At 35.0% G+C, this 20912-nt stretch carries 18 protein-coding genes; 4 read left to right on the forward strand and 14 right to left on the reverse strand.

Annotation, left to right across the window (positions count from 1 at the left end; translation table 11 throughout):
• Nucleotides 1-297: 297 nt before the first annotated feature.
• The 3 genes from hemH to orn are packed head-to-tail and all read right to left on the reverse strand — an operon-like array spanning nucleotide 298 to nucleotide 3137.
• Nucleotides 298-1284: a ferrochelatase gene (hemH, locus tag B9N71_RS06610; RefSeq protein WP_085164946.1), complete on the reverse strand. Its 987-nt coding sequence runs from the start codon at nucleotides 1282-1284 to the stop codon at nucleotides 298-300.
• 9 nt (nucleotides 1285-1293) lie between these two features.
• Nucleotides 1294-2565 (reverse strand): lipid IV(A) 3-deoxy-D-manno-octulosonic acid transferase, encoded by a 1272-nt coding sequence (gene waaA / locus B9N71_RS06615; RefSeq protein ID WP_085164948.1) that lies wholly within the window; start codon nucleotides 2563-2565, stop codon nucleotides 1294-1296.
• A gap of 5 nt (nucleotides 2566-2570) precedes the next feature.
• The gene (gene orn / locus B9N71_RS06620; RefSeq protein WP_034911832.1) at nucleotides 2571-3137 is read right to left on the reverse strand and encodes an oligoribonuclease; all 567 of its coding nucleotides are present in this window, start codon (nucleotides 3135-3137) and stop codon (nucleotides 2571-2573) included.
• A 79-nt stretch (nucleotides 3138-3216) separates the two neighbouring features.
• On the opposite strand from orn, the gene rsgA reads away from it, so the two are divergent.
• Nucleotides 3217-4245 carry a small ribosomal subunit biogenesis GTPase RsgA gene (gene rsgA, locus B9N71_RS06625; RefSeq protein WP_085164950.1) on the forward strand — a complete coding sequence of 343 codons (1029 nt, stop codon included), beginning with the start codon at nucleotides 3217-3219 and terminating at the stop codon, nucleotides 4243-4245.
• A 141-nt stretch (nucleotides 4246-4386) separates the two neighbouring features.
• Here rsgA and B9N71_RS06630 read toward each other — a convergent pair whose 3' ends face one another.
• Both B9N71_RS06630 and dauA read right to left on the reverse strand, forming a co-directional pair.
• Nucleotides 4387-4929: an HdeD family acid-resistance protein gene (locus B9N71_RS06630; RefSeq protein WP_065590246.1), complete on the reverse strand. Its 543-nt coding sequence runs from the start codon at nucleotides 4927-4929 to the stop codon at nucleotides 4387-4389.
• Between the two features lie 195 nt (nucleotides 4930-5124).
• A complete protein-coding gene (gene dauA, locus B9N71_RS06635; protein WP_085164952.1) occupies nucleotides 5125-6798 on the reverse strand; it encodes a C4-dicarboxylic acid transporter DauA in 1674 nt (557 codons plus the stop codon).
• A gap of 204 nt (nucleotides 6799-7002) precedes the next feature.
• On the opposite strand from dauA, the gene ybiA reads away from it, so the two are divergent.
• Nucleotides 7003-7590 carry a riboflavin biosynthesis intermediates N-glycosidase gene (gene ybiA / locus B9N71_RS06640; RefSeq protein ID WP_085164953.1) on the forward strand — a complete coding sequence of 196 codons (588 nt, stop codon included), beginning with the start codon at nucleotides 7003-7005 and terminating at the stop codon, nucleotides 7588-7590.
• A gap of 236 nt (nucleotides 7591-7826) precedes the next feature.
• On the opposite strand, the gene B9N71_RS06645 is transcribed toward ybiA, so the two are convergent.
• The 8 genes from B9N71_RS06645 to fdnG form a co-directional block, all read right to left on the reverse strand.
• A complete protein-coding gene (locus B9N71_RS06645) occupies nucleotides 7827-8621 on the reverse strand; it encodes an ABC transporter ATP-binding protein (RefSeq protein WP_085164955.1) in 795 nt (264 codons plus the stop codon).
• A 2-nt stretch (nucleotides 8622-8623) separates the two neighbouring features.
• Nucleotides 8624-9556 carry an ABC transporter permease gene (locus tag B9N71_RS06650; RefSeq protein ID WP_085164957.1) on the reverse strand — a complete coding sequence of 311 codons (933 nt, stop codon included), beginning with the start codon at nucleotides 9554-9556 and terminating at the stop codon, nucleotides 8624-8626.
• A gap of 61 nt (nucleotides 9557-9617) precedes the next feature.
• On the reverse strand, nucleotides 9618-10595 hold the full coding sequence (locus tag B9N71_RS06655) for an ABC transporter substrate-binding protein (RefSeq protein ID WP_208610455.1): 978 nt from the start codon (nucleotides 10593-10595) through the stop codon (nucleotides 9618-9620).
• A 259-nt stretch (nucleotides 10596-10854) separates the two neighbouring features.
• Complete coding sequence (locus tag B9N71_RS06660) at nucleotides 10855-11814, reverse strand: ABC transporter substrate-binding protein (RefSeq protein WP_085164959.1); 960 nt, start codon at nucleotides 11812-11814, stop codon at nucleotides 10855-10857.
• Between the two features lie 200 nt (nucleotides 11815-12014).
• On the reverse strand, nucleotides 12015-12923 hold the full coding sequence (fdhE, locus tag B9N71_RS06665; RefSeq protein WP_085164961.1) for a formate dehydrogenase accessory protein FdhE: 909 nt from the start codon (nucleotides 12921-12923) through the stop codon (nucleotides 12015-12017).
• 118 nt (nucleotides 12924-13041) lie between these two features.
• On the reverse strand, nucleotides 13042-13734 hold the full coding sequence (locus B9N71_RS06670) for a formate dehydrogenase subunit gamma (protein ID WP_085164963.1): 693 nt from the start codon (nucleotides 13732-13734) through the stop codon (nucleotides 13042-13044).
• Nucleotides 13727-14701: a formate dehydrogenase subunit beta gene (gene fdxH, locus B9N71_RS06675; RefSeq protein WP_085164965.1), complete on the reverse strand. Its 975-nt coding sequence runs from the start codon at nucleotides 14699-14701 to the stop codon at nucleotides 13727-13729. Before fdxH ends, B9N71_RS06670 begins: the two co-directional genes overlap by 8 nt.
• 16 nt (nucleotides 14702-14717) lie before the next feature.
• Entirely contained in the window at nucleotides 14718-17786 is a 3069-nt protein-coding gene (fdnG, locus tag B9N71_RS06680) for a formate dehydrogenase-N subunit alpha (RefSeq protein WP_085164966.1), read from the reverse strand.
• Nucleotides 17787-18333: 547 nt separating this feature from the next.
• Between fdnG and B9N71_RS06685 the strand changes: the two genes are divergently transcribed.
• A complete protein-coding gene (locus B9N71_RS06685) occupies nucleotides 18334-18891 on the forward strand; it encodes a TorD/DmsD family molecular chaperone (RefSeq protein WP_167370070.1) in 558 nt (185 codons plus the stop codon).
• Nucleotides 18892-19039: 148 nt separating this feature from the next.
• Nucleotides 19040-19867, forward strand: coding sequence for a 4-hydroxybenzoate octaprenyltransferase (ubiA, locus tag B9N71_RS06690; RefSeq protein ID WP_085164970.1), 828 nt, complete (start codon nucleotides 19040-19042; stop codon nucleotides 19865-19867).
• Between the two features lie 174 nt (nucleotides 19868-20041).
• Here ubiA and rpoH read toward each other — a convergent pair whose 3' ends face one another.
• Nucleotides 20042-20902 carry an RNA polymerase sigma factor RpoH gene (gene rpoH, locus B9N71_RS06695; protein WP_065590254.1) on the reverse strand — a complete coding sequence of 287 codons (861 nt, stop codon included), beginning with the start codon at nucleotides 20900-20902 and terminating at the stop codon, nucleotides 20042-20044.
• Nucleotides 20903-20912: the final 10 nt, after the last annotated feature.

Here is a 20912-nt window from a genome sequence, read left to right on the forward strand (position 1 = left end):
TGGTTAACGATTTATAATACCTAAAGACCGCATGAGGCATTAAATAACATGACACCGCTCGAATATAAAACATTAAAACAGACAGCTTAATTTTCTACGTGAGTTGTGTACTAAGTTTGGGGTATTTACACGGCAAACATCTGCTTAAGCTTGCGATTTTCAGCCTCTAGCTCTTTGAATTCCTACAGTACGTTTGAGTGCACAGAGTCTGCTTCATATAGTAATAGCTTCGCTATTCCTTCACATTAGAATTAGAGATAGTAGTTTTTGTCAAAAAGTTTCAGGTAACTATGTGTTTCAGTATAAATTATTAAGTATAGGTGGCTGAGTTTGGTTGATTAATGCCATGATTAAATTAATCTGTAAGTCTGTGTCATTTAATGTGGGAATATAATAAAATGATTTTCCACCTGCATTTAAAAAGATTTCTCGATTTTCTTCGTCAATTTCGTAAATAGTTTCAATACAATCTACCGAAAATCCAGGACAGATGACGTGCACATTATTAACACCACTTTTTGCTAATGTTTGTAGTGTATCGCTGGTACTTGGTGTAACCCATTTGCCTTTTCCAAATTTCGATTGATAAGCCATTTGAATTGGTATATTTATGTTATTTGTTCGGCATTTTTCGATTATTAACTGTGTGGTTATTTCACAACGTTGAATATAATCATCTTTTCGTTTGTAAATATAACGCTCTGGAATACCATGATAAGAAAGTATAAGCACTTCAGGCTCACCTTGGCATTGAAATGCTTGCTTAATTTGTAAATAAAGTGCATTGATATAACTTGGATGATCGGCATAATCACGAATATAGTCAATACTATTTATGATTTTGTCGGTTGCTATAACTTGTTTAAGTTTATCAAGTACAGCGAGTGTTGTGGTCGTTGAGTATTGTGGGAAAAGTGGCAATACCGTAATTTTTGAACATGATTGAAGCTTGTTCAATGCAGATTGAATATTGGGTTCACCATAGGTCATGGCTAATTCACATTGAATATTTGGTAAGTGGAGTTGTAATTTATCACATAATAATTGGCTGTAATGAAGTAAAGGTGATGAGCCATCTATCCAAATTTTTTGATAATGATGGATAATATAAGGCACTCGCTTAGGTATTACAAGGTACTTTAAAATCGGATACCAAAACAGTTTCGGTAAATCAACGACATGGCGATCGAGTAAGAACTCGGTTAAGTACCGTTTTATTGAATCTGGTGTTGCCGCGTTTGGTGTACCTAGATTAACCAGCAATAACCCTTGTTTTTTATTCACAAGTAATCCTTATTTTGAGCAAAGATAATAGTTGATAATGTTAAAAAGCCTATGTAGTGCGCCTTGATTTTGTTTTAATACTTGATACGCTTGTTCGCCAATTTGTTGACTACGCGTTTTATTTTCTAAAAGCCCATTAATCGCTGAATAAAGGGAATCGGCTGTGCTAGCACAAATGATCATGCCATCAGCTGAAATAAGTTGCTCACAAATCACTTTAAAATTGAAAAAATGTTCGCCACTAATGATTGGGATGTGGTGAAGTGCGGGTTCTAATGGATTATGCCCTCCATGTTTCACTAAACTGCCACCAACGAAGGCGATATCGGCAATACCATAAAGTTCTATTAATTCTCCCATCGTATCACCCAAAATGACTTGGGTTTGTTTAGCAGGAATTTGACCGCTACTGCGGTTTATATAATTTAATCCGCAATCATTAATTAATTTTTCGACGGTTTTAAAGCGTTCTGGGTGGCGGGGGACAATAATCAATAACAAATCGGGATATTTTTGTAATAACCGCTTAAAGGCAGATAAGATGATTTCATCTTCTCCATTATGTGTACTTGCGGCAATAAAGATAGGGCGGTCTAATTGCCACCGCTGTTTTAGCATTTTGATTTTTTGCTGTTGTTGATCTGTTAAATCAATATCAAATTTAATACTACCGGTTATTGTTAAGCGATCACGGGGTAAACCCAGTGAAATAAAACGTTCCCCATCTTGCTTATTTTGTGCGGCAATTGCACTAATTTTTGATAGTAAATTGCTAATGGATCGCCCGAGTTTACTGTATCGATTAGCTGAACGTTCTGATAATCTGGCATTGGCAATAATTAGCTGAATATTTTGTTTATAACACTGACAGATAAAATTAGGCCAAAGCTCAGTTTCCATAATGATCACTAATTTGGGCTTAACCGTATTTAAAAAACGATTTATCGCGCAGGGCAAATCATAAGGTAAATATACATGGCTGACGCTATCACCAAGTAATGATTTAACTTGCTCTGAGCCTGTTGGCGTCATGGTGGTAACTGTGATAGGTAAACAAGGATATTGTTGTTTAAGTGCTTTGATTAGTGGGATGGCTGCTATCGTTTCACCCACCGATACGGCATGCACTAAAATACCGTTAGATTTAACTTTATTTTTGCAAAAACCATAGCGTTCAAGCCAACGCTTTCGATAAGCTGGTGCTTTACGACTACGCCAAAGCAGTCTTAGCCAAACCAGTGGTTGAATCAAATACAATAAAAAAGTATATAAAATTTGCATACTAATTATAAGTTAGTTAGATCAAAAAAGTGTTCACGGTAATAAACAAGTTCAGCAATTGAGTCACGAATATCATCAAGAGCTTGATGAGAACTCTGTTTGCTAATCCCTTTTAGTATTTCAGGTTTCCAACGTTTAGCTAATTCTTTAATAGTGCTGACATCTAAATAGCGATAATGAAAATAACTTTCTAAATTAGGCATATAGTTAAATAAAAAACGACGATCTTGCCCAATAGTATTACCACAAATTGGCGAGCTGTTTTCTGGTACCCATTGTTTTAAAAATTCGATGGTTTGTTGTTCGGCCTGTTGTTCACTAATAGTACTTTTGCGAACACGCTCAATAAGTCCTGATTTGCCATGGGTGTTTTGATTCCACTCATCCATTAATGCTAATTGCTCATCAGATTGATGAACTGCAATCACAGGTCCTTCAGCAAGAATATTTAAGTTAGAATCGGTAACAATGGTTGCGATCTCAATAATGCGATCAGTTATTGGATTGAGTCCAGTCATTTCAAGATCTATCCAAATAAGATTGTTACTATTAATTTGAGATTGTTTGTTCATAATTTGCTATAGAGATTTTCTTTTTGATACTGAGTAGTGTAGCATAACTGACAATCTGTTTTAGTAAAAAATGAGTACTATGGCAAAAAATAAACTATCCAATAATCAAAAAAGACGTGTAGCGGCAAAACATCAGCAACGATTAGCAATAAAGCAAGATGAGAGTCTGGCAAATTTTTCGTCACCTCGTGACGGTGTAGTAATAAGTCGTTTTGGTAAGTCTGCAGATGTTGAAGATAGTGCAGGTCTTATTTATCGTTGTAGTATTCGTCGCACGTTACCGTCGATAGTCACTGGTGATAAAGTAGTATGGCGCGAAAGTTTAGAGCCAAATACCAATGGTATTATTGAAGCGGTTCACCCGAGACATTCTGAACTTGTCCGGCCTGATTTTTATGATGGCGTTAAACCCGTTGCCGCAAATGTTGATCAAATCGTGATTATTTCGGCTGTCTTGCCAGAATTATCACTAAATATTATCGATCGCTATTTAGTTGCTTGTGAATGCACTGATATAAAACCTATTATTGTTTTAAACAAAATTGATTTGCTTAATGATGATCAACGCACTGAAGTTGAAAAAAAATTGACGATTTATACTCATATCGGTTATCAAGTTTTGTATGTCTCATGTCAAAATCAACAAGGCATTGCTGTATTACAAGAAGCTTTGCAAGGTAAGATTTCCATTTTAGTTGGGCAGTCTGGTGTGGGAAAATCAAGTATTATTAATTTACTGTTACCTCATCAATCACAATCAGTTATGACTGGAGGTATTTCAGAAATATCCGGACTTGGTCAACATACAACCACTTCCTCTCGGCTTTACCACTTACCAAATGGTGGAGATATTATTGACTCACCAGGGATCCGCGAATTTGGTTTATGGCACTTAGAGCCAGAACAAGTGATTAGTGGTTTTAAAGAATTTGATAATTATTTAGGCGGTTGCCACTTTCGTGATTGTAATCACTTTGATACGCCAGGTTGTTTACTACAAAAAGCAGTACAAGACGGTAAAATTGCACCATCAAGGCTTGATAACTATCATCGGATTTTACAGACAATGCAAGAAGTTAAGGCAAAAACTAACAAAATCTATAAATAATCAGCTTAATTCATTTATAACAAAATTAAATAAGTTGTATTTGTTTTCGAGTCATTACTGTAATTACTTGCTGCTCACAATTAGTGGTAACCTCTTGAAAGTCATTGCTAGATTGTGAGCAACGAATGTGTTATTTAACATCTATTTTTTTAATGCAAAACCAATAGCTACATATGCCCAACCTTGGAAAATAAGGTCAATACCTAAAAACATACCTAATACCCAAAGACTGTCATATGGCCAACCTGCAATAATCATAAATCCTAAAATTAATGTAATAATCCCTGAGGTTAAAACCCATCCCCAACGAGGTAAATTGCGATTATTCATAGCCGCAAATATTTGTGTAAAGCCGCTCATAATTAGCAAGAATGAAATCACCAATGTTAAGGCTGATGAAACCGCAACAGGTTGGAAAAATGACATTAGACCAATAAAAATGTATAAAATCCCCATTACTGCCCATAATGCTGACTGACCAAAATCTTTAATGCGAAATGAATGTAGCGCTTGGGCAATACCTGCAATTAAAATTAATGAACCAATAAAATAGACAGAAAAGACGGTTGCCATGAACTGATAACCTAAAGCTAAGCCCCCCAATATAATTAAAATAACACCAACTAAAATAAACCAACTTGATTTTTCTTTAAGATTGTAGACATTGTTTTCGTTAGATATCATGTTATTTACCTATTTTTATAAGTTAATTTTGGATTTCAAATTAAAATCACTTTTTAACACTTATAGTTTGTCAATGGTGATTTAGTAAATGAAAAGAAAGGTAGTGAAGGTACAATTTATTGCACAGTAATTAGTTTCTGTTCAAACCGTTACTGTGCATATAAATTAGTTAATATAATAAATCTAATTTTAGAATTAATCTTTATCTTTCAGTGCTTCTTCTAGCGTTGAATAGAACATTAGTTTGTTAGGAATTGGAACAATTTTTGCGCGAGCTAATGTTTTTAATGGTTGAAACTGTAACTCACAAATTGATAGATCAACTTGTTCAGGTAGTTCATCAATAAAATGAATTAAAGCATTGAGCCCACCAGCATCAAGAATAGGTACCGCATCCCATTGTAGCACTATGTGTTCATATCCATTAATCTTTTGATAAATTTCTAAAAATGTACGTTCAGCGGCAGCAAAAAATAGTGGCCCGTTAATACGTAGCACTAATGTTTTATCGTTACTGCGATTAAGTTCAACTAAGCGAGTCATGCGGGCGATACGGCGCATAAATAGGATTGAGGCAAGTATAATCCCAAGTGTAATTGCAATCACCATATCAAATAGTACTGTTAATGACATGCAAATAAGCATAATCAAAATATCATCTTTAGGAGCACATTTGATAATATAAATGACGCGTTGAACTGCACTCATATTCCATGCCACGATAAGTAATAATGCCGCCATAGCAGAAAGTGGGATAAATGATAATGCTGGTGCGAAGCAAATAAGAGCAAGTAAAACAACTAAAGAATGCAAAACGGCTGCAATAGGCGAGGTTGCACCTGCTTTGACATTTGCCGCTGAACGCGCAATAGCCGCTGTTGCTGAAATGCCACCAAAAAATGGTGCAATAATATTACCTAAGCCTTGGCCAATGAGTTCACTATTTGAGTGGTGTTTAGTGTGTGTCATTTCATCTAATACCACAGCACAGAGTAATGATTCAATTGCGCATAACATTGCCATGGTCAGTGAAATTGGCAGTAAGGCAGTAAATGTTGACCAATCCCAAGTAAAATCAGCGTGCTGCCAAGGTAAAATAAACTCTGGTAGAACAGAGGGTATACCATGACCTATCGTATTATCAGCTAGTGTATAGGTAAATCGTGAACCAATCGTTTCAATTTGATAGCCAAATTGATTAAAAATAAACATGACAGCAATACCAGCAATTAGAGCAGGTAGGTGTCCTGATATTTTAAGTCTAAGTTTTGGCCATACTATTAACACAATTAGTGTTACTACACCGACTAAAGTGTCAGCAATATTAATGGTTGGTAGTGTTTTAGCTAGTTCCGTAACTTTACCAATATAACTTTCTGGCATGTGCTCAAGTGTTAAACCAAAAAAATCTTTAATTTGCATGGTTGCTATAGTTATGGCAATGCCCGATGTGAAACCTAATACAACGGGTAAAGGAATATATTCGATTAATCTACCTAATCGAATTAATCCCATTAATACAAGAAATATACCCGATAGCAATGTTGCAATTAGTAGTCCAGATAATCCGTATTGTAATGATACAGGGTATAAAATAACTACAAATGCTGCTGTAGGTCCAGAAACACTAAACCTTGAACCACCCGTTAATGCAATGATAAAACCACCTATAATTGCTGTGTATAGACCATGCTGTGGTGGTACACCACTAGCAATAGCTAGTGCCATTGCTAGTGGTATAGCAATAATCCCAACAGTTATTCCAGCTATTAAATCTTTGATAAAACGAGTTGTGTTGTAAGGGGTACTTATACATGCAGATATAAATGCACAGCTAATTTTTGTACCAGAAAGGCCATATAATTTCATTGTTTGTAATTAAAGAGATGTTGACTTGAATTCTTAATAAGATAATCTTTTTTAAAAAAAATAAAAGAGCGTTATAAAAATAATCGTCTTTTTTTGTAAATTTTTTTCAGAAAAAGTTTAATTAAATCATCTATAATACAATACTCCTCCATAAAGCGATTTCGAAAAAAATATCTTATGAATTTTTAAAGGACTATTTTAACTATGAAATATAATCAACCCGATGTTTTTCTAAAAATTGTAGATATTGATGAGTTATGCCAACGTTATAAAACAGGAGAAAGATTTAAATATGTATATTTTTGGGGACATAACCAAAGAGAGCCTTCGTCTATAATTACAAAATCTTGCTTTAGCCAATGGTACCCTAGCGGATTTACTGTTAATGATATTTATTATGCTACAGCTGAACATTATATGATGGCAGCAAAAGCACGATTATTTGAGGATAAAGAAATATTACAAGAGATCCTTAAAGCTAACAATCCAGGCCTTGCTAAATCATTGGGACGCCAAGTCAGAGGATTTGTTGATAAAATATGGGATGAACAGTGTTTATCCATTGTTATAGAGGGTAACTTCGCTAAATTTTCTCAAAATCGACAATTAGCTGATTTTTTATTATCCACTCAACAAAGAGTTTTAGTTGAAGCTAGTCCCACTGATAAAATTTGGGGAATTGGTTTAGCCCAAGATGCTCCGAATATAGATAACCCATTGACATGGCAAGGTAAAAATTTATTAGGGTTTGCTTTAATGGCAGTTCGACAAAAATTAAAAATGTGTTATTAAAAATAGCTAATTAGAATTTTTGAATTTGTTTTAAGATTAAATGATTGTTAACTTAATATTATTTCTTTGATGTTATAGAATATTTTATACGTAAACATCAGTAGCTTTATTACAATTTGTATTAACAAGTAAATATAATGGCTCTATGAATAGCAAGATATGACCAGAATAAAATTTGCATCAATAAGTTTGGAAAAGCAATATTTTTGATAGAAATATTGCTTTTTGATTTATTATTAACCTAAAAGCAAAGCGTCGTCGGTAACTTTTTCACCACGTGTTTTTTCAAACATATCTAATAAATCCGTTACAGTTAATTTAGCTCGTTGTTCTCCAGATACATCAAGCACAACTTGTCCTTGATGAAGCATTACCGTTCGGGTGCCATATTCTAAGGCTTGTTTCATTGAGTGGGTTACCATCATGGTCGTTAATTTGTTTTGTGATACTATTTTATCAGTAAGATCTAAAACAAATTGCGCAGTTTTAGGATCAAGTGCCGCTGTGTGCTCGTCTAGAAGTAGTATTTTAGACGGTTGTAAAGTTGACATTAATAAGCTAACGGCTTGCCTTTGCCCACCAGAAAGTAGTCCCATCATGTCAGTTAGTCGATTTTCAAGCCCTAGGTTTAATGTTGCTAGTTTTTCTTTAAATATCGATCGTGCTTTGCGGTTAAGCGCGGAAGATAATGTAAATTTTTTACCTCGGTTATAAGCAATAGCAAGGTTTTCTTCAATCGTTAGTTTTTCACAAGTGCCAACCATTGGATCTTGAAATACTCGAGCAACCATACCCGCCCGCTTCCATGCTGGCCAGCGAGTAACATTTTTATCATTGATCACAATAGAGCCAGAATCAGTTAGTAAATCACCACTAATTGCGTTAAGTAATGAGCTTTTCCCTGCACCGTTACTACCGATGATAGTGACAAACTCTCCTTCGCTGATGTTAAGATTTAACCCTCGTAATACATGATTTTCAATCGGCGTACCTTGATTAAAGGTTAATTGTAATTGTTCTGCTTTAATCATGTTTACTTTCCTCTTTTATTCGAGAGTTTTCTTATTTGTTTTGGTAATACAAGAGCTAATATCATTAATAATGCGGTGATAATATTGAGATCTTCAGTTCCAATACCGATACTTTTTAGGGATTCATTACTTAATGCAAAAGCAATAAATAAACGGTATAAGATAGATCCTAAGATGATCGCAAACATAATCGACCAGATGCGTTTTGTGGGGAAGATGCTTTCTCCAAGTATAATTGATGCAAGCCCAATAACGATAGTGCCAATGCCGATAGTTATATCAGCACTGCCTTGTGTTTGTACAAATAATGAACCACCTAGCGCAATTAAACCATTTGAGAGCGCCATCCCTAAAATGATGATGCCATCAGTCGGAATTCCTTGCGATTTTGCCATGCGTTGGTTAGTTCCCGTTGCCCTTAAAGCAAGGCCTTTTTGGGTATTTAAAAATAGGTTTAGTAGCATCCAAAATACAATGACAAATCCTAATATTATAAGATATTGCGAGGTGGATTCTTCAAAAGGAAGTGATGTAAAAATTGTATCTGAACCTAGTAATGATAGGTTTGGCGTACCCACAATTTGATTAGCTTCACCTGTGACATAACGACCAATACCTAAAATCCTAAGGTTTATTGAATAAAGCCCCATCATGACAATAATACTAGCGAGTAGTTGTAAGATATTTAATTTGACATATAACAATCCTGTCATCGCACCAGCAAGACAACCTGCTAACATGCCAAAGAATGTTGCAATCCAAGGATCAACTCCAATGTAGATAAATAATCCACATACCGCCCCACCAAGAGGGAAGCTACCATCAGCTGTAAGATCAGGAAAATCCAGTAAACGAAACGAAATAAATACACCTAAACTAACAAGTGCATAAATAAGCCCAATTCCAATTGAGCCTAATAAAAATTCAGAAGACATGAAAAAAATCCATAAAAGTTAGCCGCTAAAGTTGGCGGCTTAGTTATAAAAAAAATAAAAATTATTTTTCAACAATTTTGGTAGCTGATTTTAATACATTTTCAGGTAATATAACACCTTGGCGTTCGGCCGCTTTTTTATTAATTGTTAATTGAGTGACATTACCCACTTGTGGTGGAATATCACCAGGATTTTCGCCGTTAAGTATACGAATAACAATTTTACCAGCTTGGCGACCAAGATCATAATAACTCATGCCTAAAGCGGCAATAGCACCACGTTCTGCCGATTCGGGATTGGATGCAATAAGAGGAATTTTACTTTCATTAGCCACTTTTGCTAAAGCTTCATAAGCAGAAACCACATTATTATCGGTAGTAGTATAAATCATATCTACCTTACCTTTTAAACTTCTAGCCGCAGTAGATATATCAGATGTGCGTTGCGCAGGAGCAGCAATAATTTTCATACCCCGTTTTTCTAGCTCATTTTGTAATTGTTTTAGTATGATTGTTGAGTTAACTTCGCTAGGGCTATAAACATAACCAATGTTTTTAGCCTCAGGTTTTATTTTTAACATCATATCGATTTGAGAATCTAGTGATAAGGCGTCAGATACACCTGTTACATTTGTTTTTGATGCATCCCAACTCGGGGTTAATTTTGCTGCTACGGGATCGGTAACGGCAGTGAAAACAATAGGAATAAGTTTTGTTGTAGCAACTAATGCTTGCGAACTTGGCGTGGCAATTCCTACAATAACATCTGGTTTATTTGCTACAAATTGTTTAGCAATTTGGGCTGCATTTGCACTACTACCTTGTGCGCTTAAAAATTGTAGCTTTAAATTTTTTCCAGCAATATAACCGCTATCTTTTAACTCATCCTCAACACCTTTACGCACATTATCTAATGCGGGGTGTTCAACTATTGCTGTAATGGCAACAAATTTTTGTTCGGTTTTAGCCTCAGCGAAAGAATAAAATGTTGCTAACGATAAACTAAGTAACATACAAAGTTTAATGATAGAATTACGCATAGAGCACTCCTGTAATGTTTTTTTTACAATCAAGCTAAATATTGAGTTACTATAAAGCAAAAAAAGATAATTTTCTAGTATAAAAACAGCTATGAGTGTAAATTTTTTATTACACATTATCGGTGGTTTGATGTTAACTTGGTAAACTGGATTAATTGATGTTAATCCAGTTATTGGATTACTGTAGGTTACATTTTTTTGCTCACCTAACTACTAAGTGAGCAAAATTTTTAATTAATTTTAGTGAAGTAGGGCTTAATTATTTTCCTATGATTTTGTCAGCAGATTGAATTACCTCTGGAGGCAAAGCAACCCCTTGTTTTTTAGCTGCATCAGTATTAACAACAAGGCGTAATGCTTGCCCTATTTCTGGAGTTATACTTCCTGGTTTTTCACCTTTTAATATGCGCACAACAAGCTTACCTGATTGGCGTCCTACATCATAGTAGCTCATTCCGTATGCAGCAACGGCTCCTCGTTCAATCGCATCAGGGAACGATGCTAAAAGAGGAATTTTATTTTCATTTGCAAATTTGACTAATGACTCATAGGCTGAAACAACATTATTATCGGTTGTCGTGTAAATTAAGTCTACTCTACCTTTTAATGTATTGGCAGCAGTTGAAATATCAGCAGTTCGTTGAGCTGGTACCGCAATAAAATTAATATTTTGTTGAGATAAAAGAGTTTGTAGATTTTTTAATACCACAGTTGAATTAATTTCACTTGGACTATAAATATATCCTACTGATTTAACATTAGGTACAATTTTTTTCATAAATTCGATTTGTGGACCAATTTCTTGATAATCTGATACACCAGTAATGTTTGTGCCAGCAGGTTGCCAATCTTTAATTAATTTAGCGGCGATAGGATCGGTAATTCCAGCAAATACAATAGGAATTTGTTTGGTCGCTGCAGCTGTTGCCTGTGCACTTGGTGTCGCAATTGCCACAATAACATCAGGTTTTGCTGCTACAAATTGCCTTGCAATTTGAGCGGCAGTAGCGCTACTTCCTTGTGCACTTTTGTATTGGACAGTTAAATTCTTGTTTAACGTATAACCGCTGTCTGCCAATTCATCTTTAACACCATCACGGATTTGATCTAATGAAGGATGCTCAACAATTGCCGTAATGGCCACATTTTTAATTGTATCTGCAAAACTTAAAAAAGGTGTAAGCAATAATATTGTTACCAATAAAATAAAACGTTTCATGAATTAAACTCTCAAACTAGTACATTAGTTTAATTCTAGCTTTATTAATCAAAAATGTGAAGTTGTATTTTATTTAATTGATGATCATGTTACAAAATAATCGTTATTGTAAAATAGTTAAATAATTAATGAGCTTTGAATGAATTATTTCATATTCGATATAATGCCTATAAAACTATATTATCAGTATCTTTGTTTTTTTATTGAGCAAATATAAAAGGATTTACCCCACTTTTAGCAAACCCTTCTTCTTCGGTTTTGATATCTAATATCAGCGAAGCAATATCATCCGCAATGACTTCAATATGAGGATCTTTATCTTGATCAAATATTTTTAAATAGCTATGGCAAGCATCACAACACTCGGTTTTAATTGCAGCGAGTTCTTTTTCTAAAGAGAGGTATTGTATGTCTTTCATATTATCGCAGCAGGTACATTTAATTCTAGGTACATACCATTCACTTTCACATAAACTACAATGTAAATAGCGTAATCCGTTGTTACCGCCTAATTGAATAATGCTAGCAGTAGGCATACTATTACAAACTGGACATAACCAGAGTTTATCTGTATTTTCTGCGATAGCTTTACTTTTAATTTGACTCGCCAGTTGGCAATAATAAACAGATAATGATGACCAAATAAATATTGCTTCATTACCATCAACTTTATCAAATTCTCCTTTAAGCAAATGTAATGCTTTATTTTGTAATTCTAAAGCGCTATTTTTTTTAAGCTGTTCAATGACTATAGCGATTTGCTGCGTGGTATCAGAAAATGAGTCGAGTAATGGAGTAAAGTAATCTTGCCAAGTATCTTTAAGAGGTAAATTATCTAAACTAAGTGGAGGATATTCGCTATTTAATAAACACGTTACATCAATATCTATAGGCTTATGTTTAATTAAATTGGCTTGTTGTTCAGCTATAATTGCACAAAAATTCAAATAATCACTAATTGGATTATTGTTTGCAAGAGTTTTTAAACGTTCTGCTCGATGAGCATAAAGTGTTTTAGGTGATGGATAAAATAGTAACGGGATTTGTCTAATAACTGAGTTTGTAGCTTGTTGTTCAAGTTGTTCTTGGGGGATAATTTTTATACTCATTATAAATGCTCATTGATTGTGATTTTATTCATCACTGCTTTTTATTTTTTTACTATTAAAATGACACCGCTGATAGTTATTATCAGCGGAAAATACCATTATAGATGCAGGAAAATTACTATGCTGGTTTATGTTTAATATCTGTAGATTCTTCTTCAGATTTGGCCTTTAACCTTAGTTCATTTTGATAGATCTTTTCCATTTCTTCTTCATACCAAGTTGAATGATTTTTTTGTGCCCAAGCACGCGAAACATAGCCTGTTATCATCCCTTTAATGGAACCTTTAACCCAAATAGCCATATAAGCATGACCAATTGCAAGCAGGATTAAGCCAATTGCAGCAAGAGAATGAAAAAATATCGCAATACGGACAACTGGAACAGAAAAATTATCCGCAAAATAACGGCGCCACATGATGAGGCCTGTAACAAATAAAACTAAAATTAACCCCATAATGCACCAAAATAAAAACTTTTGTCCTACATTATATTTGCCTATTGGAATGCCTCTTTCTTTGCCCAAAATGACATGTTTAAAGTTTTTAATCCATAAAAGATCATTTTTATTTGGAATATTATGGTGAGCAAGTTTTATAAACATAAACATGAGTAAAACAAAAACAATGCACCCTAAAAATGGATGCAATGCTCTTACTAATTGTGGCGTACCAAGAAATAATCCAAACAGTTTTATAGATGGAAAAAATAAAGATAAGCCAGATAGCGCAGTCAGAATAAACAGACAGACCATACACCAGTGACAGAAGCGAACAATAAGTGGTGTTCTTAATATCATGCTTTTCTTATTCATGATGATTCTCCTGTTGTGATAAATTAGAGTCAATTTTCTGTTCTAAAACAGGCAAGCCTAAACGCTTTCGAGCTTGTTTATCTGCTTCTTTTTCTTCTTCAATGTCATCTTCATCAACTTCAATTGCACCAACGCCCATGTAATGGAACAGCAAACCACTAAAAGTTGCCACAAATGCAGCTGCAGATAACGGTTTCCAAATACCCTTCCAAAATCTGACAATTTCACTAATTTTAGGTTTTTTTGGTAAGCCGTGATACAATTCTGGCTGATCTGCATGATGAAGAACATACATAACATGTGTTCCCCCAACTCCTTGTGGGTCATAAAGACCAGCATGTTCAAAACCACGTTTTTTCAAATCTACAATTCTGTGTTCAGCATGGCGAATCATATCTTGTTTAGTACCAAAGTGTATAGCACCAGTAGGACAAGTTTTAACGCAGGCGGGTTCTTGACCAACAGCAACGCGATCGACACATAATGTACATTTGTAGGAGCGATTATCTTCTTTACTAATTCGTGGAATATTGAACGGACAACCTGCTACACAGTAGCCACAACCAATACAGTGTTCCGATTGAAAATCAACAATACCATTAGCATATTGAATGATAGCACCTTCTGATGGGCATGCTTTCAAACAACCAGGATCAGAACAGTGCATACAGCCATCTTTACGAATTAACCATTCAAATTTTCCATTTATCTCGACTTCTGAATACCGCATTACAGTCCATGCTTTTGGCTCTAAATCGGCAGGATTATCATAAACACCAACAGTATTGCCAACTTCTGCACGAAGGTCATTCCATTCGCTACAAGCAACCTGACATGCTTTACAACCTATACAGGTGGTCACATCAATAAGTTTTGCAACTTCTTGTTGATAGTCCCTAGCTCGTGGCGCTGGAGTTAAAGCATTAGTTGCTGAGCGGCGTATAATATCTTGAGTTTGTAATGACATAATTTATCCTCCCATCTTATGCCGCTGTAGTAACTTTTTCGATATTGACTAAGAATGATTTATATTCTGGTGTTTGTGAATTTGCATCACCTAAATGTGGCGTCAATTCATTAACCAAAAAACCTTTCTTTGTCTGACCTGTGAATCCCCATACTATTGGGATTCCAATGGTTTCGATCTCTTTACCATCAACTGTTAAAGTTGGAAGACGTTTAGTCACAACTGCTTTAGCTTTAATATAACCTCGATGTGAAGTGATTTTAACCGTATCACCTAATTTGATTCCTTTTTTGAGGGCAAGATTTTCACTTAACTCAACAAATTGCTCAGGTTGAGTAATTGAGGCTAGCCTTGCATGTTGCGTCCAAAAATGGAAATGTTCAGTGATACTATAAGTGGTACCAACATAAGGAAATTCGCTAGCATTCCCTAAGCGAGCCAAATCTTCTTTAAATGCGCGAGCTACAGGGCTGCTGACTTGATTTGGATGCAATGGATTATTACTAATAGGTGTTTCAAACGGTTCATAGTGCTCTGGGAATGGCCCATCGACTAACCGATTTAAACAAAATAACCCACCTAAACCATCATTATTCATGATAAAAGCACCAGCCCCACTACTTGGTGGTAATGTTGCTGTAAAATCAGGTACATCATTGCCTACCCAACTTGAGCCATTCCATTTTACTAAAACTCGTTTAGGATCCCATGGTTTACCATTTTCATCCGTTGAAGCACGGTTATAAAGTACTCGTCGATTCATCGGCCACGACCACGCCCAACCAGCATGAACGCCTTTACCAGATGGATCGCTTGGATCACGCCTTGCCATTTGGTTACCTTGTTCTGTCCAACAACCACAGAATATCCAAATACCCGATGAGGTTGTACCATCTGCTTTTAATTGTGAAAAACCACTTAGTAATTGACCTTTTTTAAGAATAACATTGCCATTTTCGTCGGTTATATCAGCAAGTGCTCGTCCATTATAATCTTTGGCTAATTCCTCAGCCGCTGGGCCTTCTGGCTCCTTATAATCCCAAACTAAGTTTTCAATTGGCTCGTAATAAGCACCACCTTCTTCAGCATACAGCTCTTTTATTCTCAAAAAGATACGCGCAATAATTTCAGGATCATATAAAGCTTCATAAGGCGGTCTTGCTGCTGCCCAGTGCCATTGTAGCCAGCGAGATGAGTTAACTATTGTACCGTTTTCTTCTGCAAAACAGTTTGATGGCAATCTAAATACTTCGGTTTGAATTTTGCTAGAATCTACATCATTAGATTCGCCATGGTTTTTCCAAAACTCAGCTGTTTCTGTTGGCATTGGATCAATGCTCACCAAGAATTTTAAGTTAGATAAACCTTCGCGAATACTATTTTTATCGGGAAGTGCAGCAAGTGGGTTAAAGCCCTGACAAATAAAGCCATTGGCTTGACCATCACGCATCATTTTGCTAAATCTTAAAACATCGTAGGTTTTATCCCATTTAGGTAACCAATCAAATCCCCAATCGTTATCTTTAGTCGATTTATCACCGTACATTGATTTCATAAAGCTGACAAAGAATTTTGGATAATTCCCCCAAAAATTCACTTCGCTTGGACCAAGTGGTTTTGGTGTTTTTTCATCTAGGTACTGAGTAAGTGAAACTTGAGAATCTTTTGGTAAATCAAGATAAGCAGGCAGACGATTTGATAATAAACCAACATCAGTTAAGCCTTGAATATTTGAATGTCCACGTAGTGCGTTAATACCTCCGCCCATTACGCCAATATTGCCTAAAATAAGCTGAATCATGGCAGCAGTACGGATAATTTGTGATCCATAAGTATGCTGAGTCCAACCTAATGCATATAAAAATGTGGCTGCTCTATCGTTAGTTTTAGTGCTAGCAAGTGAGCGACAAACATGCAAAAAACCTTCAATAGGGCTTCCCGTTATTTTATTTACCATTTCGGGTGTATAACGTTTGACATGCTGTTTTAATAGATTCCATACACAACGAGGATGACTTAGTGTTTTATCCCGAAGAGCATAACCGTTGTCATCCTTTTGATATGCCCAACTTGTCTGATCATACTGTTTGGTATCAGCTTCATAGCCACTAAATAGCCCTGTAGCTTCATCAAAATTAAAATCATCACGAACAATTAGGCCTGCATTACTATGAGTAACTAAGTAGTCAAAATTAACTTCGTTATTGCTAATAAGATAATTGATAATACCAAGTAGAAAAGCAATATCAGAACCTGAGCGAATAGGTACATACAAATCAGCCACTGAGGCTGTTCGATGAAAACGAGGGTCAATGGCAATTAGTTCAGCACCATTATTAATTTTTGCTTCTATAGCCCATTTAAAACCAACCGGATGAGCTTCAGCTGCATTTCCCCCCATTACGATAACAACATTAGCATTTTTGATATCATTCCAGTTGTTAGTCATGGCGCCGCGACCAAAAGTAGCCGCTAAGCTAGATACAGAAGGACCATGACAAACTCTAGCTTGGGTTTCAAGGCTTAACATACCTAATGCGCGAGCAACTTTGAACGCTAACCAACCTGTTTCATTACTAGCCGCTGAGGTAACAAGCCAGCCTGTTGTTGTCCAGCGATTGACTGTTGTGCCTTCCGCATTTTTTTCAACAAAATTTTTATCTCGATCAGCTTTCATTAAACGAGCAATACGATCAATGGCTTCATCCCAACTTATTTGTTGCCATTTATCTGAACCAGGGGCACGGTATTCAGGATATTTAACTCGTTGTTCGCTTTTTATATAATCCAGAACACCTGCACCTTTAGGACAAAGAGAACCACGACTAACAGGATGATCGGGATCTCCTTCTACATGGAAAATAGACGATTCGGCATTTTTAGCCCCATCGCCACGGCTATATAGCAACATACCACAGCCAACAGAGCAGTAAGTACAATTATTTCGAGTTTCTTTTGATTTCAATAATTTATATTGGCGAGTTTGAGCAAGCGCTACATTTGGAGAAAAACCAAGCGTAGCTACCGTTGTTCCAGCCATACCACCAGCACAGATCTTAAAGAACTGCCTACGGTTAAATAGCATATGGACTCCTTAAAAAGCTGACATTACGTTTTAATTTATTATATTGGAAGCGATTAACATCCTTACTAGCTGTAATGATAATCTTTAATCAAATGGAAATAAAGGGATAAACAGATATGAATTTATAAACTTTGACATATGTCAAAAAATAAAATAATGACAGCTTAATTTATGTTTAATATGGTGAAAAATTATATTAATATAAAAAAGTTTCAGGTAACACTACGTTTAAGTATAAAAATTTATAAGGCAGTTAGACAACTGACCATAAAGCGTCTAACAAATTAGTGAAAGTTATTTTTTCTTAATGATATAATTGCCATATCTCTTACCAATTGAGAAGAAATTAGTTTTTTTATGTATATTCATTACCACCGTTTCTCAAATTACTGCAAATAATACGATTAATTTCTACAATATGGTTGCATTAACCATTGTTTGATATGGCTAAAAACATAAAGGAGGGTTATCATTAATACAAAAGTTCAGCAGCTCTTGTCTCTTTATTGTTTTTAGGCGCAAAAACCAAACCTTCAAGGATATTTATTTGGATAACATAACCAGAATCACATTAGCAAAACTACTTAGTACTTTTTTTTATTATCCACCAAATAATAAAGTTACTACACCATTAATACAGGCATTATTGCATATTGATGATTTAGTCAAATGGTTAAACCCTTATATTATTTCTGAACAGTGCAATATATTAGCAAATCACATTGATGACTCAGAACTTAATTATCAGTTTTCGTTACTATTTGAAGGTCAAGGAACAATGCCTGCACCACCATGGGGATCATTTTACCTTGATAAAGAACATTTATTACTAGGCGAATCACAAGAATGCTACCGCCAATTTCTGCAGCAACATGGTTTGACACTCAATACAGGAATGAACGAACCCGAAGATCAATTTGGATTAATGCTAATGGCGTATGCCATGTTGCTTGAAAATAATAACTATACAGCAGCAAAACAGTTAATCAATGAACATTTATTGATCTGGTCTTCAACCTATTTAAAAAGACTAAAGCAAAATGAGATAAGTCCATTTTATCGGGCATTAGCTATGATTGCTGATCAATATTTGCAGATGCTTTAATTGTATTTTCTATTTTTTGAAAAAATAGTTATTTCAGGTAAATGATTATTTTACTTAATGCTGAATTGTAACTTGTCATACTGTAACATTGCAGCTTTTATCTTAATCGGTATAATCCATGCTATGCTTTTTTCAAGGTAAATAATTAATGCTAGCCTATTTACAACTAATGCGATTAGATAGACCTATTGGCTCATTGCTTTTACTCTGGCCTACCCTTTGGGCAATTTGGCTTACGGGACACCCCTCTATTTACATAACAATTATTTTTATACTTGGCGTATTTGTAATGCGCTCGGCAGGTTGCGTAGTGAATGATTATGCTGATCGTCATTTTGATGCACATGTTGAACGGACTAAAAATCGCCCACTGGCTCGTGGAGCATTGACAGAAAAGAACGCATTATGGACGTTATTTGTATTATTATTTATTGCTCTTTGCTTATTGCTAACTTTGAATAAACTATCATGGTTGATAGGTTGTTTTGCGTTATTAACTGCGCTGATTTATCCTTTTATGAAGCGTTATACCCATTTACCTCAGATCATCTTAGGTATCGCATTTAGTTGGAGCATTCCGATGGTATATGCAGCAACTATTGAGCAGTTCCCATTAACCTGTTGGTTGCTTTTCTTTGTTAATATTTGTTGGACAATTTCCTATGACACCGAATATGCGATGGTTGATCGCAACGATGATGTAAAAATAGGTATAAAATCCACTGCCATCTTATTTGGACGTTATGATAAATTAATCATTGGATTATTACAGATAGCTTCTATTATTGGTTTATTATTGATTAGTTTAATCAACCAACTATCGTTGATAGTTTATATTGCTTTATTACTAGTTACAGCATTATTTATTTACCAACAATGGTTGATAAAAGATCGAGAAAGAAACAAATGTTTTAGCGCATTTATGAATAATAATTATGTTGGTTTGATTGTTTTTTTAGGTCTCTTTTCTGTTTAAAAATTAAATCACTACTATATTTACAGATTGATTCAATCGAAAATATAACTTAATCATATCTGTGTTTATTTTATATCCTTTTATTTCATAAGTTTAAGTTATAAAAAAAACCTTACTTTTTTTAAAGTAAGATTTAGGAAGTTAACACTAATTAAAAAATTATAAATGAAAAAATTATGCTTCAATAGCAACTCTTAACTTTTTCATTGCATTTTTTTCAAGCTGGCGGATACGCTCTGCTGAAACACTATATTTATCGGCTAAGACCTGTAAAGTTGATTTGCTTTCATCAGAATCTAACCAACGTGCTTTAATAATATCTTGGCTACGTTCATCTAATTTTAATAATGCATCATGTAGCCTATCTGTCGCATCATTTTCCCAATTATCATTTTCAATTGATTTTGAGAAATCAGAATTGCTATCTTCTAAGTAAAGTGCCGGTGCAATAATTGAATTATCATCGTCATCATTATCTATATCAAATGACATATCTTGTGCCGACATACGTGATTCCATTTCAAGTACATCTTTACGACTTACACCTAATTCATCTGCTACCATATCCACTTCTGCATTACTGAACCAACCTAAACGTTGTTTAGTCTTTCTTAGATTAAAGAATAGCTTTCTTTGTGCCTTCGTTGTTGCAACTTTAACAATACGCCAATTTTTTAATACATATTCATGGATTTCAGCTTTTATCCAATGCACAGCAAATGAGACCAAACGAACACCCATTTCAGGATTGAATCGACGTACTGCTTTCATCAAGCCAATATTACCTTCTTGAATTAAGTCAGCTTGTGGTAAACCATAACCCGAATAACCACGGGCAATATGCGCTACAAATCGTAAATGAGATAAAATTAACTGGCGAGCAGCATCTACATCATCGTGATAATAGAGTTTTTCACCTAATGATTTTTCTTCTTCTGCAGTTAACATTGGATAGGTGTTAATCATGCGAAGGTATGATTCTATATTTCCTTGTGGGATTAAAGCACCTACTTGCATTTTTAAATCAGTACTCATTTAATTCCCC

The organism is Gilliamella bombi (assembly GCF_900103255.1).
Classification (GTDB): Bacteria; Pseudomonadota; Gammaproteobacteria; order Enterobacterales; family Orbaceae; genus Gilliamella; species Gilliamella bombi.